17 protein-coding genes are annotated in these 16,668 nt (G+C 46.0%); 1 reads left to right on the top strand and 16 read right to left on the bottom strand.

Features of this window, described 5'->3' with window-relative positions; all coding sequences use genetic code 11:
• Window positions 1–11: 11 nt before the first annotated feature.
• The 5 genes from BK127_RS03920 to BK127_RS03900 form a co-directional block, all read right to left on the bottom strand.
• Window positions 12–1,352, bottom strand: coding sequence for a hypothetical protein (locus BK127_RS03920; protein ID WP_076228688.1), 1,341 nt, complete (start codon window positions 1,350–1,352; stop codon window positions 12–14).
• A complete protein-coding gene (locus tag BK127_RS03915) occupies window positions 1,349–1,591 on the bottom strand; it encodes an acyl carrier protein (RefSeq protein WP_076228687.1) in 243 nt (80 codons plus the stop codon). Before BK127_RS03915 ends, BK127_RS03920 begins: the two co-directional genes overlap by 4 nt.
• A 12-nt stretch (window positions 1,592–1,603) precedes the next feature.
• Window positions 1,604–2,473: a class I SAM-dependent methyltransferase gene (locus BK127_RS03910; RefSeq protein WP_076228686.1), complete on the bottom strand. Its 870-nt coding sequence runs from the start codon at window positions 2,471–2,473 to the stop codon at window positions 1,604–1,606.
• 342 nt (window positions 2,474–2,815) lie between these two features.
• Window positions 2,816–4,540: a SulP family inorganic anion transporter gene (locus tag BK127_RS03905; protein WP_076228685.1), complete on the bottom strand. Its 1,725-nt coding sequence runs from the start codon at window positions 4,538–4,540 to the stop codon at window positions 2,816–2,818.
• 111 nt (window positions 4,541–4,651) lie between these two features.
• Window positions 4,652–4,984, bottom strand: a complete 333-nt coding sequence (locus tag BK127_RS03900; RefSeq protein ID WP_076228684.1) for an ArsR/SmtB family transcription factor — start codon at window positions 4,982–4,984, stop codon at window positions 4,652–4,654.
• A 216-nt stretch (window positions 4,985–5,200) separates the two neighbouring features.
• Between BK127_RS03900 and BK127_RS03895 the strand changes: the two genes are divergently transcribed.
• Window positions 5,201–5,767, top strand: a complete 567-nt coding sequence (locus BK127_RS03895; RefSeq protein WP_076228683.1) for a hypothetical protein — start codon at window positions 5,201–5,203, stop codon at window positions 5,765–5,767.
• Between the two features lie 61 nt (window positions 5,768–5,828).
• Here the strand turns inward: BK127_RS03895 and BK127_RS03890 are convergent, their stop codons facing one another.
• The 11 genes from BK127_RS03890 to BK127_RS03840 all read right to left on the bottom strand — a co-directional run bounded on the left by BK127_RS03890 (window position 5,829) and on the right by BK127_RS03840 (window position 16,529).
• Window positions 5,829–6,740, bottom strand: coding sequence for a hypothetical protein (locus BK127_RS03890; protein WP_083689036.1), 912 nt, complete (start codon window positions 6,738–6,740; stop codon window positions 5,829–5,831).
• 80 nt (window positions 6,741–6,820) lie between these two features.
• Window positions 6,821–7,801 (bottom strand): hypothetical protein, encoded by a 981-nt coding sequence (locus tag BK127_RS03885; RefSeq protein WP_256711164.1) that lies wholly within the window; start codon window positions 7,799–7,801, stop codon window positions 6,821–6,823.
• 15 nt (window positions 7,802–7,816) lie between these two features.
• Entirely contained in the window at window positions 7,817–8,671 is an 855-nt protein-coding gene (locus tag BK127_RS03880; RefSeq protein WP_256711163.1) for a cell division protein FtsX, read from the bottom strand.
• Between the two features lies 1 nt (window position 8,672).
• On the bottom strand, window positions 8,673–9,329 hold the full coding sequence (locus BK127_RS03875; RefSeq protein ID WP_076228681.1) for a cell division ATP-binding protein FtsE: 657 nt from the start codon (window positions 9,327–9,329) through the stop codon (window positions 8,673–8,675).
• Window positions 9,329–9,934: a hypothetical protein gene (locus BK127_RS03870; RefSeq protein WP_076228680.1), complete on the bottom strand. Its 606-nt coding sequence runs from the start codon at window positions 9,932–9,934 to the stop codon at window positions 9,329–9,331. Before BK127_RS03870 ends, BK127_RS03875 begins: the two co-directional genes overlap by 1 nt.
• Complete coding sequence (locus BK127_RS03865; protein WP_076228679.1) at window positions 9,934–10,569, bottom strand: phosphate starvation-inducible protein PhoH; 636 nt, start codon at window positions 10,567–10,569, stop codon at window positions 9,934–9,936. Before BK127_RS03865 ends, BK127_RS03870 begins: the two co-directional genes overlap by 1 nt.
• A 36-nt stretch (window positions 10,570–10,605) precedes the next feature.
• The gene (locus BK127_RS03860; protein ID WP_083689035.1) at window positions 10,606–11,520 is read right to left on the bottom strand and encodes an ABC transporter ATP-binding protein; all 915 of its coding nucleotides are present in this window, start codon (window positions 11,518–11,520) and stop codon (window positions 10,606–10,608) included.
• Between the two features lie 18 nt (window positions 11,521–11,538).
• On the bottom strand, window positions 11,539–13,269 hold the full coding sequence (locus BK127_RS03855; protein ID WP_076228678.1) for a dipeptide/oligopeptide/nickel ABC transporter permease/ATP-binding protein: 1,731 nt from the start codon (window positions 13,267–13,269) through the stop codon (window positions 11,539–11,541).
• The gene (locus BK127_RS03850) at window positions 13,266–14,297 is read right to left on the bottom strand and encodes an ABC transporter permease (RefSeq protein WP_076228677.1); all 1,032 of its coding nucleotides are present in this window, start codon (window positions 14,295–14,297) and stop codon (window positions 13,266–13,268) included. Before BK127_RS03850 ends, BK127_RS03855 begins: the two co-directional genes overlap by 4 nt.
• 16 nt (window positions 14,298–14,313) lie before the next feature.
• Window positions 14,314–15,981: an ABC transporter substrate-binding protein gene (locus tag BK127_RS03845; RefSeq protein ID WP_256711162.1), complete on the bottom strand. Its 1,668-nt coding sequence runs from the start codon at window positions 15,979–15,981 to the stop codon at window positions 14,314–14,316.
• Between the two features lie 23 nt (window positions 15,982–16,004).
• Window positions 16,005–16,529, bottom strand: coding sequence for a hypothetical protein (locus BK127_RS03840; protein WP_076228675.1), 525 nt, complete (start codon window positions 16,527–16,529; stop codon window positions 16,005–16,007).
• Between the last annotated feature and the right edge of the window lie 139 nt (window positions 16,530–16,668).

The raw sequence follows: 16,668 nt of genomic DNA, 5'->3' as shown, positions 1-16,668 counted from the left end.
AACCTCATCCCCTAACTGGATACTATGATGGCTAGCGATGACAGCAGTGAACGCAGCCTACTGACTAGTTGCTCCCCTTCCGCCAAATCACTCGTCACAATCGATACATACATGCGCGCCTTATAACGTCCATCTTGTTGTTGATTCACTTTAAAAGTATTCGCACTTAACGGAATGATGCCATGACGGCGTCCGTCTTTGTACAATAGCCCCTCGTACTCCATTGCATGCAGCACATCTCCAAAAGAAATCGGGTTCGAACCCACCATCGATACATAGGTCAAATAACCTTCAAGCGAATGCGCACCCAGATAGTTATCAAGCTGATGCTTGATAAGACTCATCGATTTTCTCGCATTGATTTCGACTAGAGGAACTATGCTGCCATCCTGAAGAACCATCGAATCGACGCAAACATGTCCAAAGTAACCACTCTTATACAGTTGGACGGCAACGGCCTGCATCAGCTCCCAATAACCGTCCCGCTCCAGCTGCCGCATCAATTGAGGCGCTGCTGTTACCGAGCCTTGATAGGCAAAATCGGCATTCATCACCTGCTGCACCGAAATCAAATGAAATCCACCATCCGGCAGGATTTCAAATTGGCACGAGAAGTCTACTTCCTTATTCAGCAGAGGCTCCACAATAAACAGGGTTTCCTTATCGGTCTTTTCCTGCTTGGAAATGTAGGCACTCACCCGATTCAGCATGCTTTCTGTAGAAATCAGCAGATTCCCTTTACCGGATACACCAAAGGTATCTTTAATCAGGAACGCACCTGCATCCAGCAGTTTTTTGCCAATACGATCCAGCTCAACATGGCTCCTTACAAATTGACTTACGTTCTGAATACCGAGCTTGTCTTTCAGCTCTGTTGAATAAGCTTTGGAATTCACATGCTTCACAATTTCAAGCGAGGGTGCATGAACCGTCCAGCCCTGCTGTTCAGCCAGTACATCCATGCCATTCAAAATCGCAAAGGGCTCCAATTTAGCATTCTTCGGCAGTTGTTGATTGAGTAGAAGATTTGGCAATGTCGCCATCAAGCGTTCGAATATATTCATTTCACTGGATGCTGCATGATCGGATATGTCCAGATCCACTTTATTGCAGGTAAAATGGAAGCCGATTTCTTGCAAATAATGACGGTGCGCTTCATCCATCGCATAGCGGGTCAACAGCACATCCTGATCCTGGCAAAATACAAACAAGAGCTCATCCATAGCGTTCACCAGGTTACGTGTCTGTAGATCAGGGATGGACGGTAGTCTGGTTAATCTTTCATCCCGCCAGCAGGTCTCGGCATCGAAGGTTCCACATTGAATACGGGGTATGCGTTCTGCTCCTGTCATGCGCTTTGGGATTCAATAAAATAGCAGAACGTGTCAATCGAGTTCAAATGGACCATATCAAATTCATCAAAATCAATTTCAATATTGAATTCATCCTCTACCCGCAATATGAAATTAATCAGCTGCAGTGAATCCAGTCCTCCATCATTCAGCACATCCGAGCTTCCCTGCAGATTTTGAAGCAGCTCCGGCTCATTTTTGATTTCACTGATAATCCCGATAATTTTTTCCTGAAGCATGAACTTCACTCCTTATTTGTTTGATTTATGAATAATGGCCGAATCGCTGGTTTTGACAATAACGGCCAGAATGTCTGTTTGGGCATACTTCCGGTTATAGTTCGTCATATGCAGCTGTCTGGCATCCGTAACAGATGTCAGCTTAAGCTGGGAGGGCAAAGCTTTAATAATATGCTTGATCAAAGCAGCTTTCGTGAACCGCCAAATGACTCCATCAATCGATGAATTCACCATATAACCTTCGGTCATCGACTTGCCGGATTCGGCTTCTTCCAAAATAACCGGATCAACAACCCAGATCTCACCATGATCCCGCAGCAGTCGGGCACACTCGGCAAAAGCCTTTTTATGATGACGAATATGATGAAAGCAGCGGGCAAATATAATCACATCAAAGCTTTTATCGTCCATGGGAACCTCATAAATCCCACTAAGCAGGTAAGAATCATACCTACCCTTGCGGACTCCATATTCCAGATAATGCGGGTTAATGTCCAAATTGACGATTTGCTTTGATTGCTGCTTGCCTACATGCTTGTTTAGAAGTCCGGTCCCGCAGCCAACCTGCAGAACACTTCCCTTAAGCGGTGGTAAGAAACCATACACAGAGGTAGGTTTGGGAAAGTTCAACACAAACATCGACCATTCGTACAAACGTGGATGCTTTTCGATCAGTCGTACAAGCTTGCTGACATAGAACGGATTTTTAAGCTTGCTTTTAGTAAAATCACGTTTATTCCATACATAATAGATGGGGTACAATACAATGAAATAGATCCAATATACGGCTTCCAACAACCTGATTAATATCGGATGATCGGGTGTATGTATATGATGCTTGATACCATGATCGATCCCCCTATGATTCAATTCACTCTGCATGTTCACACCCCCATAAAATTGATATTAATGGTAAATGATGGTTATTAAATTGTAGTTCAAGCTTAACAGAGGCGGCAGATAACCATCAATTGGACTTTTTTGTAAAAAAGCTTTTTATGCATTAGTACATTTTTGAAAAACTTGGACTTTTCTTGATATGTCTAAAGTCAAGGCGGCCAATAGCCCCGTTCAGCGGAATTCCATTCCTAACCTCAGGTGGAAATAGTAAATAGACCTAATCTTCGCTTGAACGAAAATTAGATCTAAGAATAACATTAACTTATGATGAAGCTTGCTTGTATTTAAAAAAAATCTGTTACGATGACAAGACCCATGAGATTCTTATTCAGCCTTTTGGGCAGGACTTGATAACGCCACACATTCCCGAAATGCAAAATGTTTGCAGCCCACGCACTTGTTGTAATCGAGCTTTTTCAGAGCATAATTTATTGCTTCCCCCGTATGCTCGAAGAAATGGTCATGCCCAATTTCCACATCAAGACCTGTCTTTTTCATGAAAGCTCTTGGTTGATGTTGAATACCAGAAATGAGCACAATCCCGCCTGCGTGGGTAACATACTTCACAATATGGGCCAGGTTCGCCGCTCCAGTCGAGTCCATGAAGGGTACCTTGGCCATACGAAGCAGCAGCATTCGGTGAGGTTCTTGGAGGGAATCCATAATCGAATGCTCAAACGTGCTCGCTACACCAAAAAATAAAGGACCGTCAATCGAATATATACTCAGCTGTGGGCAATCATGACCTTCACTCACCATATAGGATTTTACTTTTTCATGCTTCAGTGACGGATCTGGAAGCACCTTGGCTACTCCCAGCATATCGCTCATCCGTTTGACAAACAGTAGCACTGCCATAATTAATCCAATTTCAACTGCCGTTGTTAAATCTGTAAATACCGTAAGCAGGAACGTGATAACGAGCACAACAGAGTCACTCGTTTTGGTTTTGAGTATTTCTGCAAAATGTTTACGTTCACTCATATTCCAGGCCACAACCATCAGGATCGGTGCCATGCTGGCTAGAGGGATGGCCGAGGATAACGGAGCAAATAAGATCAGGATCAATAATACAACAATACCATGTACAACACCGGACATAGGCGATACAGCACCATTTTTAATATTCGTTGCTGTGCGCGCAATCGCGCCTGTTGCCGGTATCCCTCCAAATAAAGGAGTCACCATATTCGCGATTCCTTGACCGATCAGCTCCTTGTTGCTGTTGTGTCGGCTGCCTGTCATTCCATCTGCGACAACAGCGGACAACAAGGATTCAATCCCGCCAAGCATCGCAATGACAAAAGCGGACGGGAGCAGCCCGATGATTTTATCGATGGATAGCTGAGGTAACTGCAGGCTAGGCAGTGTGCTCGGAATGTTCCCATAGGTTGATCCGATTGTTGCCACTTCACCTCTGAATAATAAGGCCGCTACGGTAGCCGAAACAATTAACCCCACTAATGAACCCGGTATTCTGGCACTCAATTTGGGCATAATAAGAATAACCCCTAAGCTAATAAGGGCTGTTATCATAGTCCACACATTCGCCGTAGATACATGCAGCACCATTTCCTTCATATTCGAAACAAAATCCTCATGACGCTCTAAGTTTGTCAGCCCCAGAAAATTACTGATCTGACCCGAAAAGATAATAACGGCGATACCCGAGGTAAATCCGATCGTGACGGGTCGCGGAATGTACTTGATCAACACCCCAAGCTTCAATATCCCCATCAAGACCAGAAGGAAGCCTCCCATCATACCGGCTATCAGTAAATCTTCATACCCATACTGCATCACAATAGCAAATAAAATCGGAATAAACGCACCTGTGGGACCACCAATCTGGAATTTGGAACCACCAAGCAGTGAGATAAGAATACCCGCCACAATTGTCGTGTAAATGCCAAACTGCGGCTTTACCCCGGAGGCAATAGCAAAAGCCATCCCAAGAGGGATGGCAACAACGGCGACTATTAATCCTGATATGAGGTCTCGACGCAGCATTTGATAATTATAGCCTTCAAATCTCCCATACCCCTTCATAACAACCCTTCTTCTCATATATTTGATTATTTGAATATATAGCAATAATAAGACTAATAAACAAAAAAATCAATACCTCAATCTGAAGAACCTTACACCTGTGTAAAGAGCCTATTGTTCTGAAGCACGCATGCTTTCCAGAAGAGAGATGGTGCCCACCAGATGGTTATCAAATATTTGTTTGGTAACCTGCAGCAAGTCTTTCACCAAGGGATCACGTAGGCTGTATACCACCGTTGTCCCCTCTTTACTGCCATAGACAACATTTTTATTTCTTAATACCGAAAGCTGCTGCGAAACCGCTGAGCCTTCACTGCCAATAATGGCTTGTATCTCATTGACATTCTTATCACCCTCGCAAAGAACTTCAAGGATGCGAATTCTCATGGGATGGGCCAACGCTTTGTAAAAATCAGCCTTAAATTGCTGGAGCTCAAGATTCATAGTGATTTCTCCTCATAGATTCAAATATATAAATATTATCATATCATAAAACGATTCCTGTACAACTTTCCTCCACTCTAATCGACATTTTTTTCTGCAGGAACAATAGCTTGCTTTTTTTATGCAAAATCCTTATATTCAAATAACAAGATATTTAGTATTAACTAGATAACATATTGAGCAGGTATACTTAAATACAAATGAGGAATTAATCATATGACCACTAGACAGATTGTTATTGATCAAGGCCTTGATTTTTTACAAAGGGTTGGAACTGAACAGATATGCAAGGTATGTATCATGAATGGAGGCTCATGCTGCAGTGGGTGTGTTCATCTGGCTGATGGAAGGGGCTGTACCCTTAGAAATACAAGCTGCACGGCATGGTTATGCGGATTTCTTGGGTTCTTGCTTTATGAAACGGGGCTCTATCAGGAATGGACTGAGTTCTGGAGACAGGTCCCTGGTCGTAATTATCGAATGGATAACACACCCGATATATTCCCTATATCCAAAGCCTTGCCCAAACGAAACCTTCAATTTCTGAGTCACGAGCTTGCGGAGGATTTAAATGCCTTGTCCCTGCTGCATCCGCAAAAACGCTATATTCTTGACTTGAGGGAACAAATCGATAATTGCCTCGACGAGCTATTTTATTGGAAAAGTCCTGAGAAACAGACCGCTATTAAAAACAAATTACGATTGTTATCAAAGGATTTTTCCCGGTTTAATCAAGCTTTAGCCAGCTACCGCAAAGACACTGAGTCCAGTGTGAATTCATGAAAAAAAAGCCCACTGCGCTTCCGTTTATCGCAGTGGGCCTCCTTGTATGAACATGCTTTAGCTATACCGTTTTCCGTTTTCTCTTAGCAAATAGCCAGACTGCAAGCAGCACGATCAGCGCCCCAATGGCTGCGGGAAAGTAGGGAAACCCTGGCGATACGGCCGTTTGGGCTGTATCCGATTCACTGCTGTGTCCAGCATGGTTGTGTGTTGATGACTGACTGTCATTCCCCTTAGCCCCCTGGTTGGCAGACTGTTGCTCGAACGTGACCAACTGCAGCTGCTCAGTACCATCCTCTTTGGTCAACCAGGAAGAAATGATGTTTTTGCCTTTCCAAACGGTTGGATCTACCGAGGCCTGAATGATTTTAGGATGAGCTCCCAATACAAAGGACTTGCCGTTTATCTGCAGGATGAATGCTTTGACTGTTTTACCGTCTTTATCCTTCATATCCTTTGTTGTCACGTCTTCTACTTTCCCAGAAGGTCCTGGAGTAAACCCTGCCATCTCGTACAACGTATGACCGTTAACCTTTTGCTCCAGGTACGGCTTCATCATCACGACCAACGCTTCCCGAGTCAGTTCTTCGTCATTTCGACCTAACTTGGCTTGCCCTTGAAAAAAAGCCTGATCTACCTCTTTATAGGTCGCGTTTCCTTGCACAGATGTTACAATTCCCTTATCCAATGCTGCTTTAACAATCTCATCGGTTGGCGTATTCGCCGGTTTTATTTGCAGGAAGGTTCCAGCCCACAGGGCGAGCTCCTTGCGCGTCAACTTATCACCCGGTTTGAATAGCGAGGCTCCGTGCTCATAAGGAATAACACCCAATCCACTCAATATAACAATCTGCTCCTTCACAGCAGAGTACTGAATGTCCTCGTAAATGGTTTGATCATTAACCACATGTGCAGAAGCAGCTGATGGAAGCAGGATCATCAACATGGTAATCAGCAGCAGCATACGGTACATATAAGCTACCTCCTTAAAATCATAATTCAATCATTAGCAGCGCTAATTATATACATCAATGAATATATCAGAAATATGCATCATCGAGCTTCACTTGTTATGATAAGAGCTCCGCCGGACTGCCGCAAATCCACTGGCCCCTTCATTCCGGGTAACTGCTCCAATAGATCATGACGAATACGAAATCCCGATAGCTCTATCATTAAAGTATCCGGCATTAAAAAACCGTTAAAAAAACCAGCTTCAAATTGTAATTGCGCGTAACCATTGCCGCCACTCAGCACCTGACCGATGAGAATGACGTGAATATCCTTTTTTTTATACACCACATAAACATGATCGGAACGAAAAAAATACTCCACATCGCTCTGCGCATTTAGCCAGCTTTCATCCAATTTATAACTAGCAGTCTCGGCAGCTGCTGTCGCCCAGGTTTGTACCTGCTGCTCCGTTAGCTCCGTATCGTGCTTCAGTGCCTGAATCAGATGCTTTTCTACCTCGGATTGCCAGTCGATATCCAAATAATTAGCTACCTGATCAATGGGCAGCTGTGCATTTTGTGACAAGAACAGATTACGCATCTGCATGTTATCTTCGATTATAGTTAACAGCCGCTGATGACCCTCAAGTGCCACCTTGGTCGATTGGAGCTGCATATAATCCTTGTAGAGCAAATCCAACTGCTGCATATAGGCTTGAAGGTGATTTTCAAACAGCCAATGGCTTCCCATCGCATCAACAAGACTTTCTGACTGCAGCAGTAAATTCATCCAGGTGTCCAGCCCCACTTCATTGTAAAATTGCAGTTGGGAAACCGCGAGCTGCTGTTTGTCTTTGTAGTCATTTTCCAGCTTGTTGACACGAGGCGTTAACGACTCGATCTCTGCCTTGGTAGCAAGAATTTCAGTTTTCAGTTTTTCCGTCGTTTGCTCATCCTGTACCGTCACCAAAAAATCGGCAAAAGCCCCGGTCAAATGAGCATATACCGTTACGCTCGTTGTGAGTATGAGCATACTTCCAAGTAATAACCCGAGCATGGATCGGCTTCCCGTTCGTTTCACGATTGTCCAACCCCCCTAAGCATCCTTGATCAGCTTCATCGTAGATACATAGCTAGCCGCCAAACCAACCAAGGTGCCTACTGCCAGGAGAACAGCCATCAAGCTATATACCTGGGAAACTGGAAAATGAAAAATATACGGATAGTAGCGTTCGAGTGGAAACAGCATGTACGCATACCCCATATAAATGGTTGCTGAAGCAATCAGACTCCCGATTAAACCGATCAAACCGCCCTCTAGCAAAAACTGACCTCTGACATGTGTCGGCTTGGCTCCCAGCAGCAGCTTGACGCGAATTTCCTTCTGTCGCTGGTAAAGCGCCAGATTAATCGCCATATATACGGTTACGAATGCAATCGCCGTACATACAGTAAGCAGGATCACCCCGTAACGCTTCCCTTGTTCTGACCATTTCACAACAGTTTCCGCCAGCTGCTGGGGATAGACCACCTCAGCTATTCCCTTCATTGTGCGCAGCTCTTTGACGATCTGCTCGATACTGTTGTTATCGCTAAGTTTGATCGTAACCGCATCCGGTATGGCACTATCCTTAAAAGCATTTAGCAAATATTCCTTACCTTGAAAAAAAACACGGAGCCGCTCCAGTAGCTGCTCCTTCTTTTCGATATCTACTGATTTTACAAAGCTTTTGCTTTCCAGAATACGTGCAACTTCCCGCGTATCGATAGCAGGATCCACATAGACCTTGATGTTCACCTGAGCTTGCACATAAGACATAATGTCAGTTATGCCTATACGAACGAGCAGCAAGCCACCCAATATGAGCATCGCGGCAAAGATCAGAGCCGCAGCCGTAGCTGCAGCTCCCGCATTGCGCTGCATACCTTCTCGCGCATCTCGCATATACATGTTAAGTGCGTGCATACTCCCTTACCTTTCCATTGTCCATCCTCAAGGTTCTCGATAGAAACTGCGTAATCAGGTGCTCCGAGTGCGTAACGACCAGCATCGAAATTCCTTCCTCTTCATGCAGCTCCTTTAACAGCTTCAGCATCTGCTCCGCTGTTTCTGAATCCAGATTCCCGGTCGGTTCATCCGCCAGCAAGAGGCTGGGCCGGTTAAGCAGCGCTCTGACAATCGCCACCCGCTGCTGCTCGCCACCAGAAAGCTGCTCTGGGAATAGCTGCTCCATTCCTTTCAAGCCCACCCTCTCCAGTAAACGCATAGCCTCGGGTTCAATCAGCTTGCTTGCCTTACCCTGCACTTCACCCGCTAGCACCACATTCTCGAATACTGTCTTTCTCTCAAGCAGCTCAAACGATTGGAAAATAACGCCGATCTTGCGCCGTAGTACATATTTGGGCATCTGCTCAATCGGAGTTCCTCCCACAAGGATCTGTCCGCTGTAATCTCCGATATCCCGGTACAACAGCTTGAGCAACGTGCTTTTACCGGAGCCCGATCGTCCCTGCAGGAATACAAATTCTCCTTCCCGGATATGCAGATTCACATCATCCAAAATGGTGCGATTGCCATATTGTTTGGTCAGATTGTCGATGCGAATCATTAGAAAGTGCCTTCCGCAATCCAAGGCATAAAGCCATCCAGAAATCTTTCGGTAGCTGGCATAAAATAGGATCCATAATGGTATTCAGGGTCCAAGGTGGTTACGATCCACGTGCCAGCTGTGCTCACCTTGTCCACGTATAGAATAGCTCCATGATCCTCGGTTGATATTAACACTTCCGAGCCTTCAGGCGGCCAGAACACGCCGTGATAATGCCAGGTTGCATCTCCAAGTGATATATACTTAAATAAATCGTGCTCCGGCTTCGCTAGTACAAGCCCGCTCTTCGCTGCCTTATCCAGCCACCACCAGAAATTGGTCGGCCTGAATTCCCAATTCTGTGCCGGAATCCATTCCTTCGGTTGTTGTCCGAGTGCGATGACCGTTCCCCCACTCTCGGCAAATTCCCAGATCTTCTTCTGCGCTTTCACCAGCAGTCCCAAATGCAGCTGTGAAGGAACAAGCAGCACATCGATCCCATCCAGAGACGCTTGTTCAAACTCAGGTAAATAAATGATTTCATGAATGTACCGACGATACTTGGGCTCATTCAGGCTGCGATATTGGTGGGCATTTCCCCCGTACAGGGCCGCGACTTTTCTCATTAGCCTGCATTCCTCTCTTGTATCTGTTTGTATTCGCTGCGAATCCAGTCGATCAACTGTGGAGTAATACGTCCGGCTGTATTCGGATGATTGCTGTAGCTAAGCAGGTCACTGCCAGCATGAACCACGATCGTGCCCTTGGTGCTGAGTCGGTCGATATACATAATCGGCTCCGCTCCTCCCAGAAACAGCAGTACTTCCGCCTCAGGCGGCAATGGATGATGACCCCTTGCAAAAAAACCGGCTACACCCTTGTTGTAAGTCAGATCATCGGGCTCAACGCCTTCAAATATAGGATGCGGATTGGCAAAAGTAATCGCGTAGTCATTAAAGCTGCGAATCGTTTTGGGAATGAAGGAGGAGCCTCCTGGAAGCCATGGACGAAACAAATGCCCACCGAATAAAATCACTTTACCCTGCGCCAGAAAATCAGCGATACGGGCTTTTTCCTTGTTCAAATACTCCTGATCAATCAGCCCGTTAATGATCATACATTTGTAGGGAGTAAGATCAATAGACGGCAATTCATATACGTCCTGAAAAGTAAAATCATTTTGATAACGCGAATCCTTGACTCTTTGCTCGGCAAAGCTGCTGCAAGCGTTTAATACAAGAAAATCCTGGGTCAATTCCACGCAGATTACCTCTTCCTCGCTAAATTATAGGCAAATCTAGATTTTGTTCAGCTGCTGTAAGGCTCCAATCAACCTCTGTGTATAAGGATGCTGTGGTCTTTCAATGACATCCTGCGGTGTACCGGATTCGACGATTTCACCCTTATCCAAAACAAGCAGGCGGTCACAGAAGTTATGGGTTAATGCAATATCATGCGTAATAAATAAGTACGAAATTTGATGGCGCTCTCGAAGCTGGTTCATCAGCTGCAGTAAGTCAAGACGCAGCGAAGAATCCAGCATGGAGGTGGGTTCATCAGCCACGATCAAACGAGGCTGACATATAAAAGCTCTGGCCAGCCCCACCCGCTGCCGCTCGCCTCCAGACAGTTCATGGGGATAACGATTCATGAATCGCTCGGGAGGCGTTAATGATACCTCGGCAAGCGCAGCGCGAACAAGCTGTCGCCGTTTTTCAGGCTCATTCTTATACAGCTTCTGTATAACTAATGGTTCTACGATCAATTGCTCAATCGTCATCCGTGGCGATAAGGACTCATAGGGGTCCTGAAAAATCATTTGTATCGAATTCGTTACCGTTCTGCGTTCTTTGTGCTTCAAGGCCAGCACATCGTATCCCTGGTACAGCATCTTGCCGCTGTCTGCATGCTCCAAACCGGCAATAATCCGTCCGATCGTGCTTTTGCCAGCGCCGCTTGAGCCAACCAACCCAACTGTCTCATTCTCGCCTACCGTAAAATGAATCCCATTCAACACATTTGCGGTATAGGAGAAGGCGCTTCGATCACGATACGATTTGTGCAGGCTTTGTATCTCCAGCAAGCCTGTATGCTGGATGGCTCCATGTTTAATGATTTGCTGACGATGGGGATTCCGAGATAAAGCTTGCAGGGAATCCCTATCCTCTGATTCCTTTGATTTTGATAAATCGGATAATTCCTTAACGGCCATGATTCCTGCCTCCTATCCTCAAGAGTGCTCATATACCGGTTGAATGTTCGCAGGCTGCGGTTCATTGATCTTTAACCTCGGTATCGAGTCCATCAACCGGCGGGTATATGGGTGTGTTGAGGCTATCGCCAAATCGGCAGAAGCTACCTGATCGACAATTTCACCCTGCTTCATAATCACGATCCGGTCAGCTAATCCCAAGATAACAGGAAGATCATGGGAAATAAAAACCATCGATAAGCCTAGACGCTTTTGCAGTCCCTTCAACAACTTCATGATTTCAATCTGAACCATGATATCCAAACCTGTAGTAGGTTCATCGGCAATAACAAGCGTGGGCTCATTAATAAGCGCCATGGCGATAACGACTCTTTGGCGCATGCCTCCGCTCAGCTCATGCGGATAAGCGGATCCCCACTTGGCAGCTAATCCAACCTGCTCCAGCATTTGGTTTACCCGCTGCTGCAGTTCAACCTTACCCAGCTTGTGCTTGGCAGTAATGGCTTCGATCAATTGCTGACGGACCGACAGCACGGGATTGAGCGCGTTCATAGCGGCTTGAGGGATAAGTGCAACCTTCATTCCGCGCAGCTTTTGCATCTCCATGGGAGACAATCGGGTCAAATCCTGACCGCACAAATGGATCGAGCCTTCACGCAAGACAGCAGGCGGCTTCAGCAATTGAATAATCGAAGCAGCTACCGTCGTCTTCCCGCTTCCGGATTCACCGACAATCCCCACGACCTCACCTTGGTTTACCGAAAAGCTTACAGAGCTTATCGCATTCACAAGCTCCGATCCTTTTAAATAACCGACTGTCAAATTGTTGACCTCTAGAACTTGTCCTCTGCTTGTCATTTCACTAGTTGAAGGTACACCAGCGGCAGCTTGCAGCTTGACTCGCTTGACTGTCATTGCAGACAAATAAGTGCGCAGACGCGGGCTGACTCTTTCCTCCAGCCAATAACCGATAAAGGAAAAGGATAAAACCGTGATCACGATGCATAGACCCGGAGGAAGAATCCACCAGAGCCAGGCATCTGTCAAAAAGGCACTACGCGAATTCGCATAAAACAATATACTGCCCCAGCTTTTGGAAAGCGGATCTCCCAGACCCAGGAAGCTTAGCGCGGATTCCATTAAAATAGCGGAATTCACTGCTCTCACAAACTGTGGAATCAACAACGGAACGATACCGGGCAATATATGCCGGCGAAGCAGATAAAAATCGCCTGCTCCCATCGACTTGGCGGCCATGACGGGACCACGTGTACGTAATGAAAGAATTTGCGAACGAATTTCGCGCGCTTTACTGGCCCACAGAACTAACGTAATAACAATAACCTGCGTGATTATACTTGGACCCAGATACACGCCGATTACAATCATGAGCGGGAGGAAGGGTAGGGTGAGACTCACATCGACGATTCTCATGAATAAGGAATCTGGCCAGCCTCCCCAGTAGCCCGCTAGCAGCCCAATAATGGTTCCGATGAACGTAGCCATAATAGCCGATGCGATTCCGATAAATAAGGATACACGCGCACCCTCCACCAATTCCGCCAAAATGTCTTGACCCATATCGTTAGCACCCAGCCAATGTGCATAATCTGGGGCTTGCAGCGGTAGAGCAGTCTGCTCGTTGGAGTCATACGGAACAGCAAAGGGTCCGACAATGGCCATCACTAACATCATGGACAGCAGCAGGACTCCGGCAATTCCGATCTTTTGCGCCATCGTCCGCATCATGCTGTGCCCTCCATCGGTTTACGTGTTCGTGCCCGTGGATCAACGAGCGGATAAGTCAAATCCGCAAGCATATTTGCTGCAATGACTCCGACTGTTATCAATAGAAATACGCCTTGCATCATCGGAAAATCTCGTGCCACAACACTTTCATACAACAAACGACCTATACCCGGATAAGAAAATACAGTCTCCACCACAACAGCTCCGCTCACCAGAATACCAAGGCTCATCGTGATATGCGTGTAAACGGGAAGCAGTGCATTGCGGAGAGCATGTCGATAAATCACACCTCGCTTGCTGACTCCTTTGGCTTCAGCCATCAAGATATAATCCTGACCTAACGTTTCAAGCATCGAAGAGCGCGTCAGCAGGAAGTTCGTACCGACTGATGCTATCGTTATGGTTGCGACCGGAAGGATCATCCGGCGAATAACCTCAACCACATAGTGGAAATCATTGGCGCTGGTCAGCGGCACCGCACCATATGAGGGCAGCCAGCCCAAATTAACTGCGAATATAGCAATCAATATCATTCCGATCCAGAACCCGGGCATCGCATTGACAGCCAGCATGCTGGTCAGGAGAAGCAAATCTCTGCGTCTCCCCCTGTTCCACGCTGCATAAGCACCAAATATGATCCCGATAATCGGACTTAGTATTAGAGCAGGAACGACTAACAGAAAGGTCCAAGGTAATCGTTCCCGCAGTACAGTCGTCACAGGCTTGCCGAACTTGGTCGAGCTTCCCAGCTTCATTGTCACTGCGCCTGCCATGAAATTTCCATACTGCTCCAGGACGGAGGCATCCAGCCCGAGCTCGCGGTTCATCCGCAATCGCTGCTCAGGCGTCAATGTGTTCACCTCTTGCCCCATAAAATAAATCAGAGGATCACCCGGGGCCAAACGCGGCAAGCCAAAGTTAATAGTCAAGGCAATCACCAGCACCAAAACATACTGCAGGAATTTCCGGCCGAACCAGCGATAGAAGGAGCTGCTATCTGCTTTTCCTGGTAAGGTCTGTGTGGACATCGAAATCTCTCCGTTCTTATTTCGCTCCCGTTGCTAATTTTCGAGCTTTCTCTGGCAGGAAAGAAAATTTATGAATAATGCCGAAACCAAGGGTTTCTACCCAAGAATCATATTTATCCGAACGGTAGGCAAAGCTTTGATCTGGATAGTACATTGCAATGCTGGTCGGCTGACGATTGAACAGTTCCTGCAGCTCGAAGGATATCTTTTTGCGCTTTTCTACATCCGCTTCAGCCATCCATCTGGCTGTTATGGAATCCATCTCTGGATAAGCAAGACCCTTTGTCCACAAGTACCCTGAACGATGAGACATAATGAATTGATCCGGATCAGCTACACCATGCGGTCCGATGCTGCTAATGTACATATCGAATTTTTTGGATTGTGACAAGGTACCTATAGTTCCCGAATCCAATACCTCGACCGTAGTCTTGATTCCCGCTTTAGCAAACTGCTGTTTTAATAATTCAGCCGAACGAATCCATGTTGGCTCCGTTGAAGCTACATTGACTTTGAAATCAAGTAGTTTTCCATCAGCACTCTCTCTTACACCATCACCATCACGATCAATATAATTGAGTTTATCCAGAATCGACTTCGCCTTTTCTAAATCGAAAGGCGTGCTCAGATTCGGATTGGTCCAAGGAGAATCCGGGTGCGGATAGCCTTTGAGTCCTGGCTTACCTTGACCCAGCAATACGGTATCCGTAATTGTTTTACGGTCAACAGCCAAAGAAATCGCTTGTCTAAGCTCTGGTTGATTAAACGGTTCTTTCTCATAGTTAATACGAATCTCGGCCAACGACAGCTCTGATGTTTTCATAACCTTCATATTAGGTGCCTTCTTGAACGATTCAAGTAATTCTGGCGGAACACTTCTTGCGGCAATGTCAATTTCACCGGAACGCAATGCATTGAACATCGAGGTCGGGTCTTTAATAATCGGCATAACCAAAGTATTTACCAAAGGCTTGCCATTAAAGAAATCCGGGTTCGCTTCGAATTTATAATATTGATCGGGCTTGTACTCAACCAGTTTGTAAGGTCCTGTTCCAATCGGTAGTTCTGTGAACTTACGTGCATTCTCGACCTTTTCCCAAATATGCTTAGGAATAATTGGCAGGTCTGCAAGTGTGATCTTCGCCAAGGTTGGGCAAGGATACGCGCAAGTCATACGTACCGTGTTTGCATCTTCCAATTCGATCTTTTCCACTCGAGGTACTTCGCTCACATGATGCGTATATCGGTTAGAGGGGCCATCCCTGAAATATTCAAATGTAAATTTAACATCCTCGGCTGTGAACGGCACGCCATCATGCCATTTAACTCCTGAACGAACCTTCACAACCCAAGTAAGTGGGTCAAGCTGCTTAGCCGATTCGGCCAGCCATGGTTGTGGGTCGTCTACATAAGGAGAAGGGGCAAATAGCTTATCGAGCACAAGCTCTGTTAAATAGTCATAATTACTAGATCCGGTATAGAAGTTCAGCGGTCCTGCATCACCCGGTAGACCGATCTTTAATTCTTGAACCGTCTTTTCTGTTGATGCTGTCGCATTACTTGGTTGTGCTGCGCCTGAGTCAACAGCAGCTGGTGTACTCGACGAATTCGTGCAGCCTGCCAGCATAATGGCCGTACCAATCATGCATGTCAGTAGTCGTCTGGATAACTTGCGTGTAATCAACTGGATAACCCCCATTTAATGGTTTATGAAATTCGTTTGACAGTCAGCAGCTCGTCCTGTGATAGTTCCAGGGCACGATTACAAAGTGACAGCTTCATTTCGGTGAAGGTTTCTGTATCCTGCTCCGTCATTGTGCCTTCACGCCCTTTTTTCAAATAATCATAAAAGGCAAGTGGTAAAAAGCCATCACGAAGCGACACCTCGACGGATTTGCCATCTGTGCTGGAAATCACGTACGCATAACCTTGAGCACGGTGCGGGTCATGTTGGGCTTGCGGGTAATTGACATCAACCGTATAGGCACCACGAGTTACTGCCCGTGTCACAAATTCGAAGGCATCGCGAAATCCAGGTCCACCATGCCCTGACAGGATTGAAATTTCTTTACGCTGCGGTGCATCCTCGCCATACAATTCCTTGAAAGCTGCCTGCAAGCTTCTAAATCCAACGGCTACCGCCATGAGCGCTATGTTACCGTGGTATTTTCTTACTTCCGGGAAACCAATTTCCAATAATTCCTTGCCGTCTTTTATGTAGATTGTGGACATAAATGAGCCTCCTGAATAATGATTATTTGTATGCTGCAAACCGATAGTAACTCAAATGATAATGAATATCAATATCAATTATAAGGTCGACTGGCCCCATTACCCGATAATAACGCTGTTTATCAGCATTTGTTGGCTA

This window comes from Paenibacillus sp. FSL H7-0331, assembly GCF_001956045.1.
Note: the sequence above shows the minus strand (reverse complement) of the source record. Positions and strands in the feature narration are given on the sequence as shown.

What these genes read in the sequence shown, in the direction of transcription:
- BK127_RS03870 (WP_076228680.1), bottom strand. Translation starts at nt 9,934, where the DNA reads ATGAGAAAAGTCGCGGCCCTGTACGGGGGAAATGCCCACCAATATCGC.
- BK127_RS03905 (WP_076228685.1), bottom strand. Translation starts at nt 4,540, where the DNA reads ATGAAGGGGTATGGGAGATTTGAAGGCTATAATTATCAAATGCTGCGT.
- BK127_RS03860 (WP_083689035.1), bottom strand. Translation starts at nt 11,520, where the DNA reads ATGGCCGTTAAGGAATTATCCGATTTATCAAAATCAAAGGAATCAGAG.
- BK127_RS03920 (WP_076228688.1), bottom strand. Translation starts at nt 1,352, where the DNA reads ATGACAGGAGCAGAACGCATACCCCGTATTCAATGTGGAACCTTCGAT.
- BK127_RS03895 (WP_076228683.1), top strand. Translation starts at nt 5,201, where the DNA reads ATGACCACTAGACAGATTGTTATTGATCAAGGCCTTGATTTTTTACAA.
- BK127_RS03840 (WP_076228675.1), bottom strand. Translation starts at nt 16,529, where the DNA reads ATGTCCACAATCTACATAAAAGACGGCAAGGAATTATTGGAAATTGGT.
- BK127_RS03900 (WP_076228684.1), bottom strand. Translation starts at nt 4,984, where the DNA reads ATGAATCTTGAGCTCCAGCAATTTAAGGCTGATTTTTACAAAGCGTTG.
- BK127_RS03850 (WP_076228677.1), bottom strand. Translation starts at nt 14,297, where the DNA reads ATGTCCACACAGACCTTACCAGGAAAAGCAGATAGCAGCTCCTTCTAT.
- BK127_RS03855 (WP_076228678.1), bottom strand. Translation starts at nt 13,269, where the DNA reads ATGATGCGGACGATGGCGCAAAAGATCGGAATTGCCGGAGTCCTGCTG.
- BK127_RS03910 (WP_076228686.1), bottom strand. Translation starts at nt 2,473, where the DNA reads ATGCAGAGTGAATTGAATCATAGGGGGATCGATCATGGTATCAAGCAT.
- BK127_RS03915 (WP_076228687.1), bottom strand. Translation starts at nt 1,591, where the DNA reads ATGCTTCAGGAAAAAATTATCGGGATTATCAGTGAAATCAAAAATGAG.
- BK127_RS03890 (WP_083689036.1), bottom strand. Translation starts at nt 6,740, where the DNA reads ATGTACCGTATGCTGCTGCTGATTACCATGTTGATGATCCTGCTTCCA.
- BK127_RS03880 (WP_256711163.1), bottom strand. Translation starts at nt 8,671, where the DNA reads ATGTATATGCGAGATGCGCGAGAAGGTATGCAGCGCAATGCGGGAGCT.
- BK127_RS03875 (WP_076228681.1), bottom strand. Translation starts at nt 9,329, where the DNA reads ATGATTCGCATCGACAATCTGACCAAACAATATGGCAATCGCACCATT.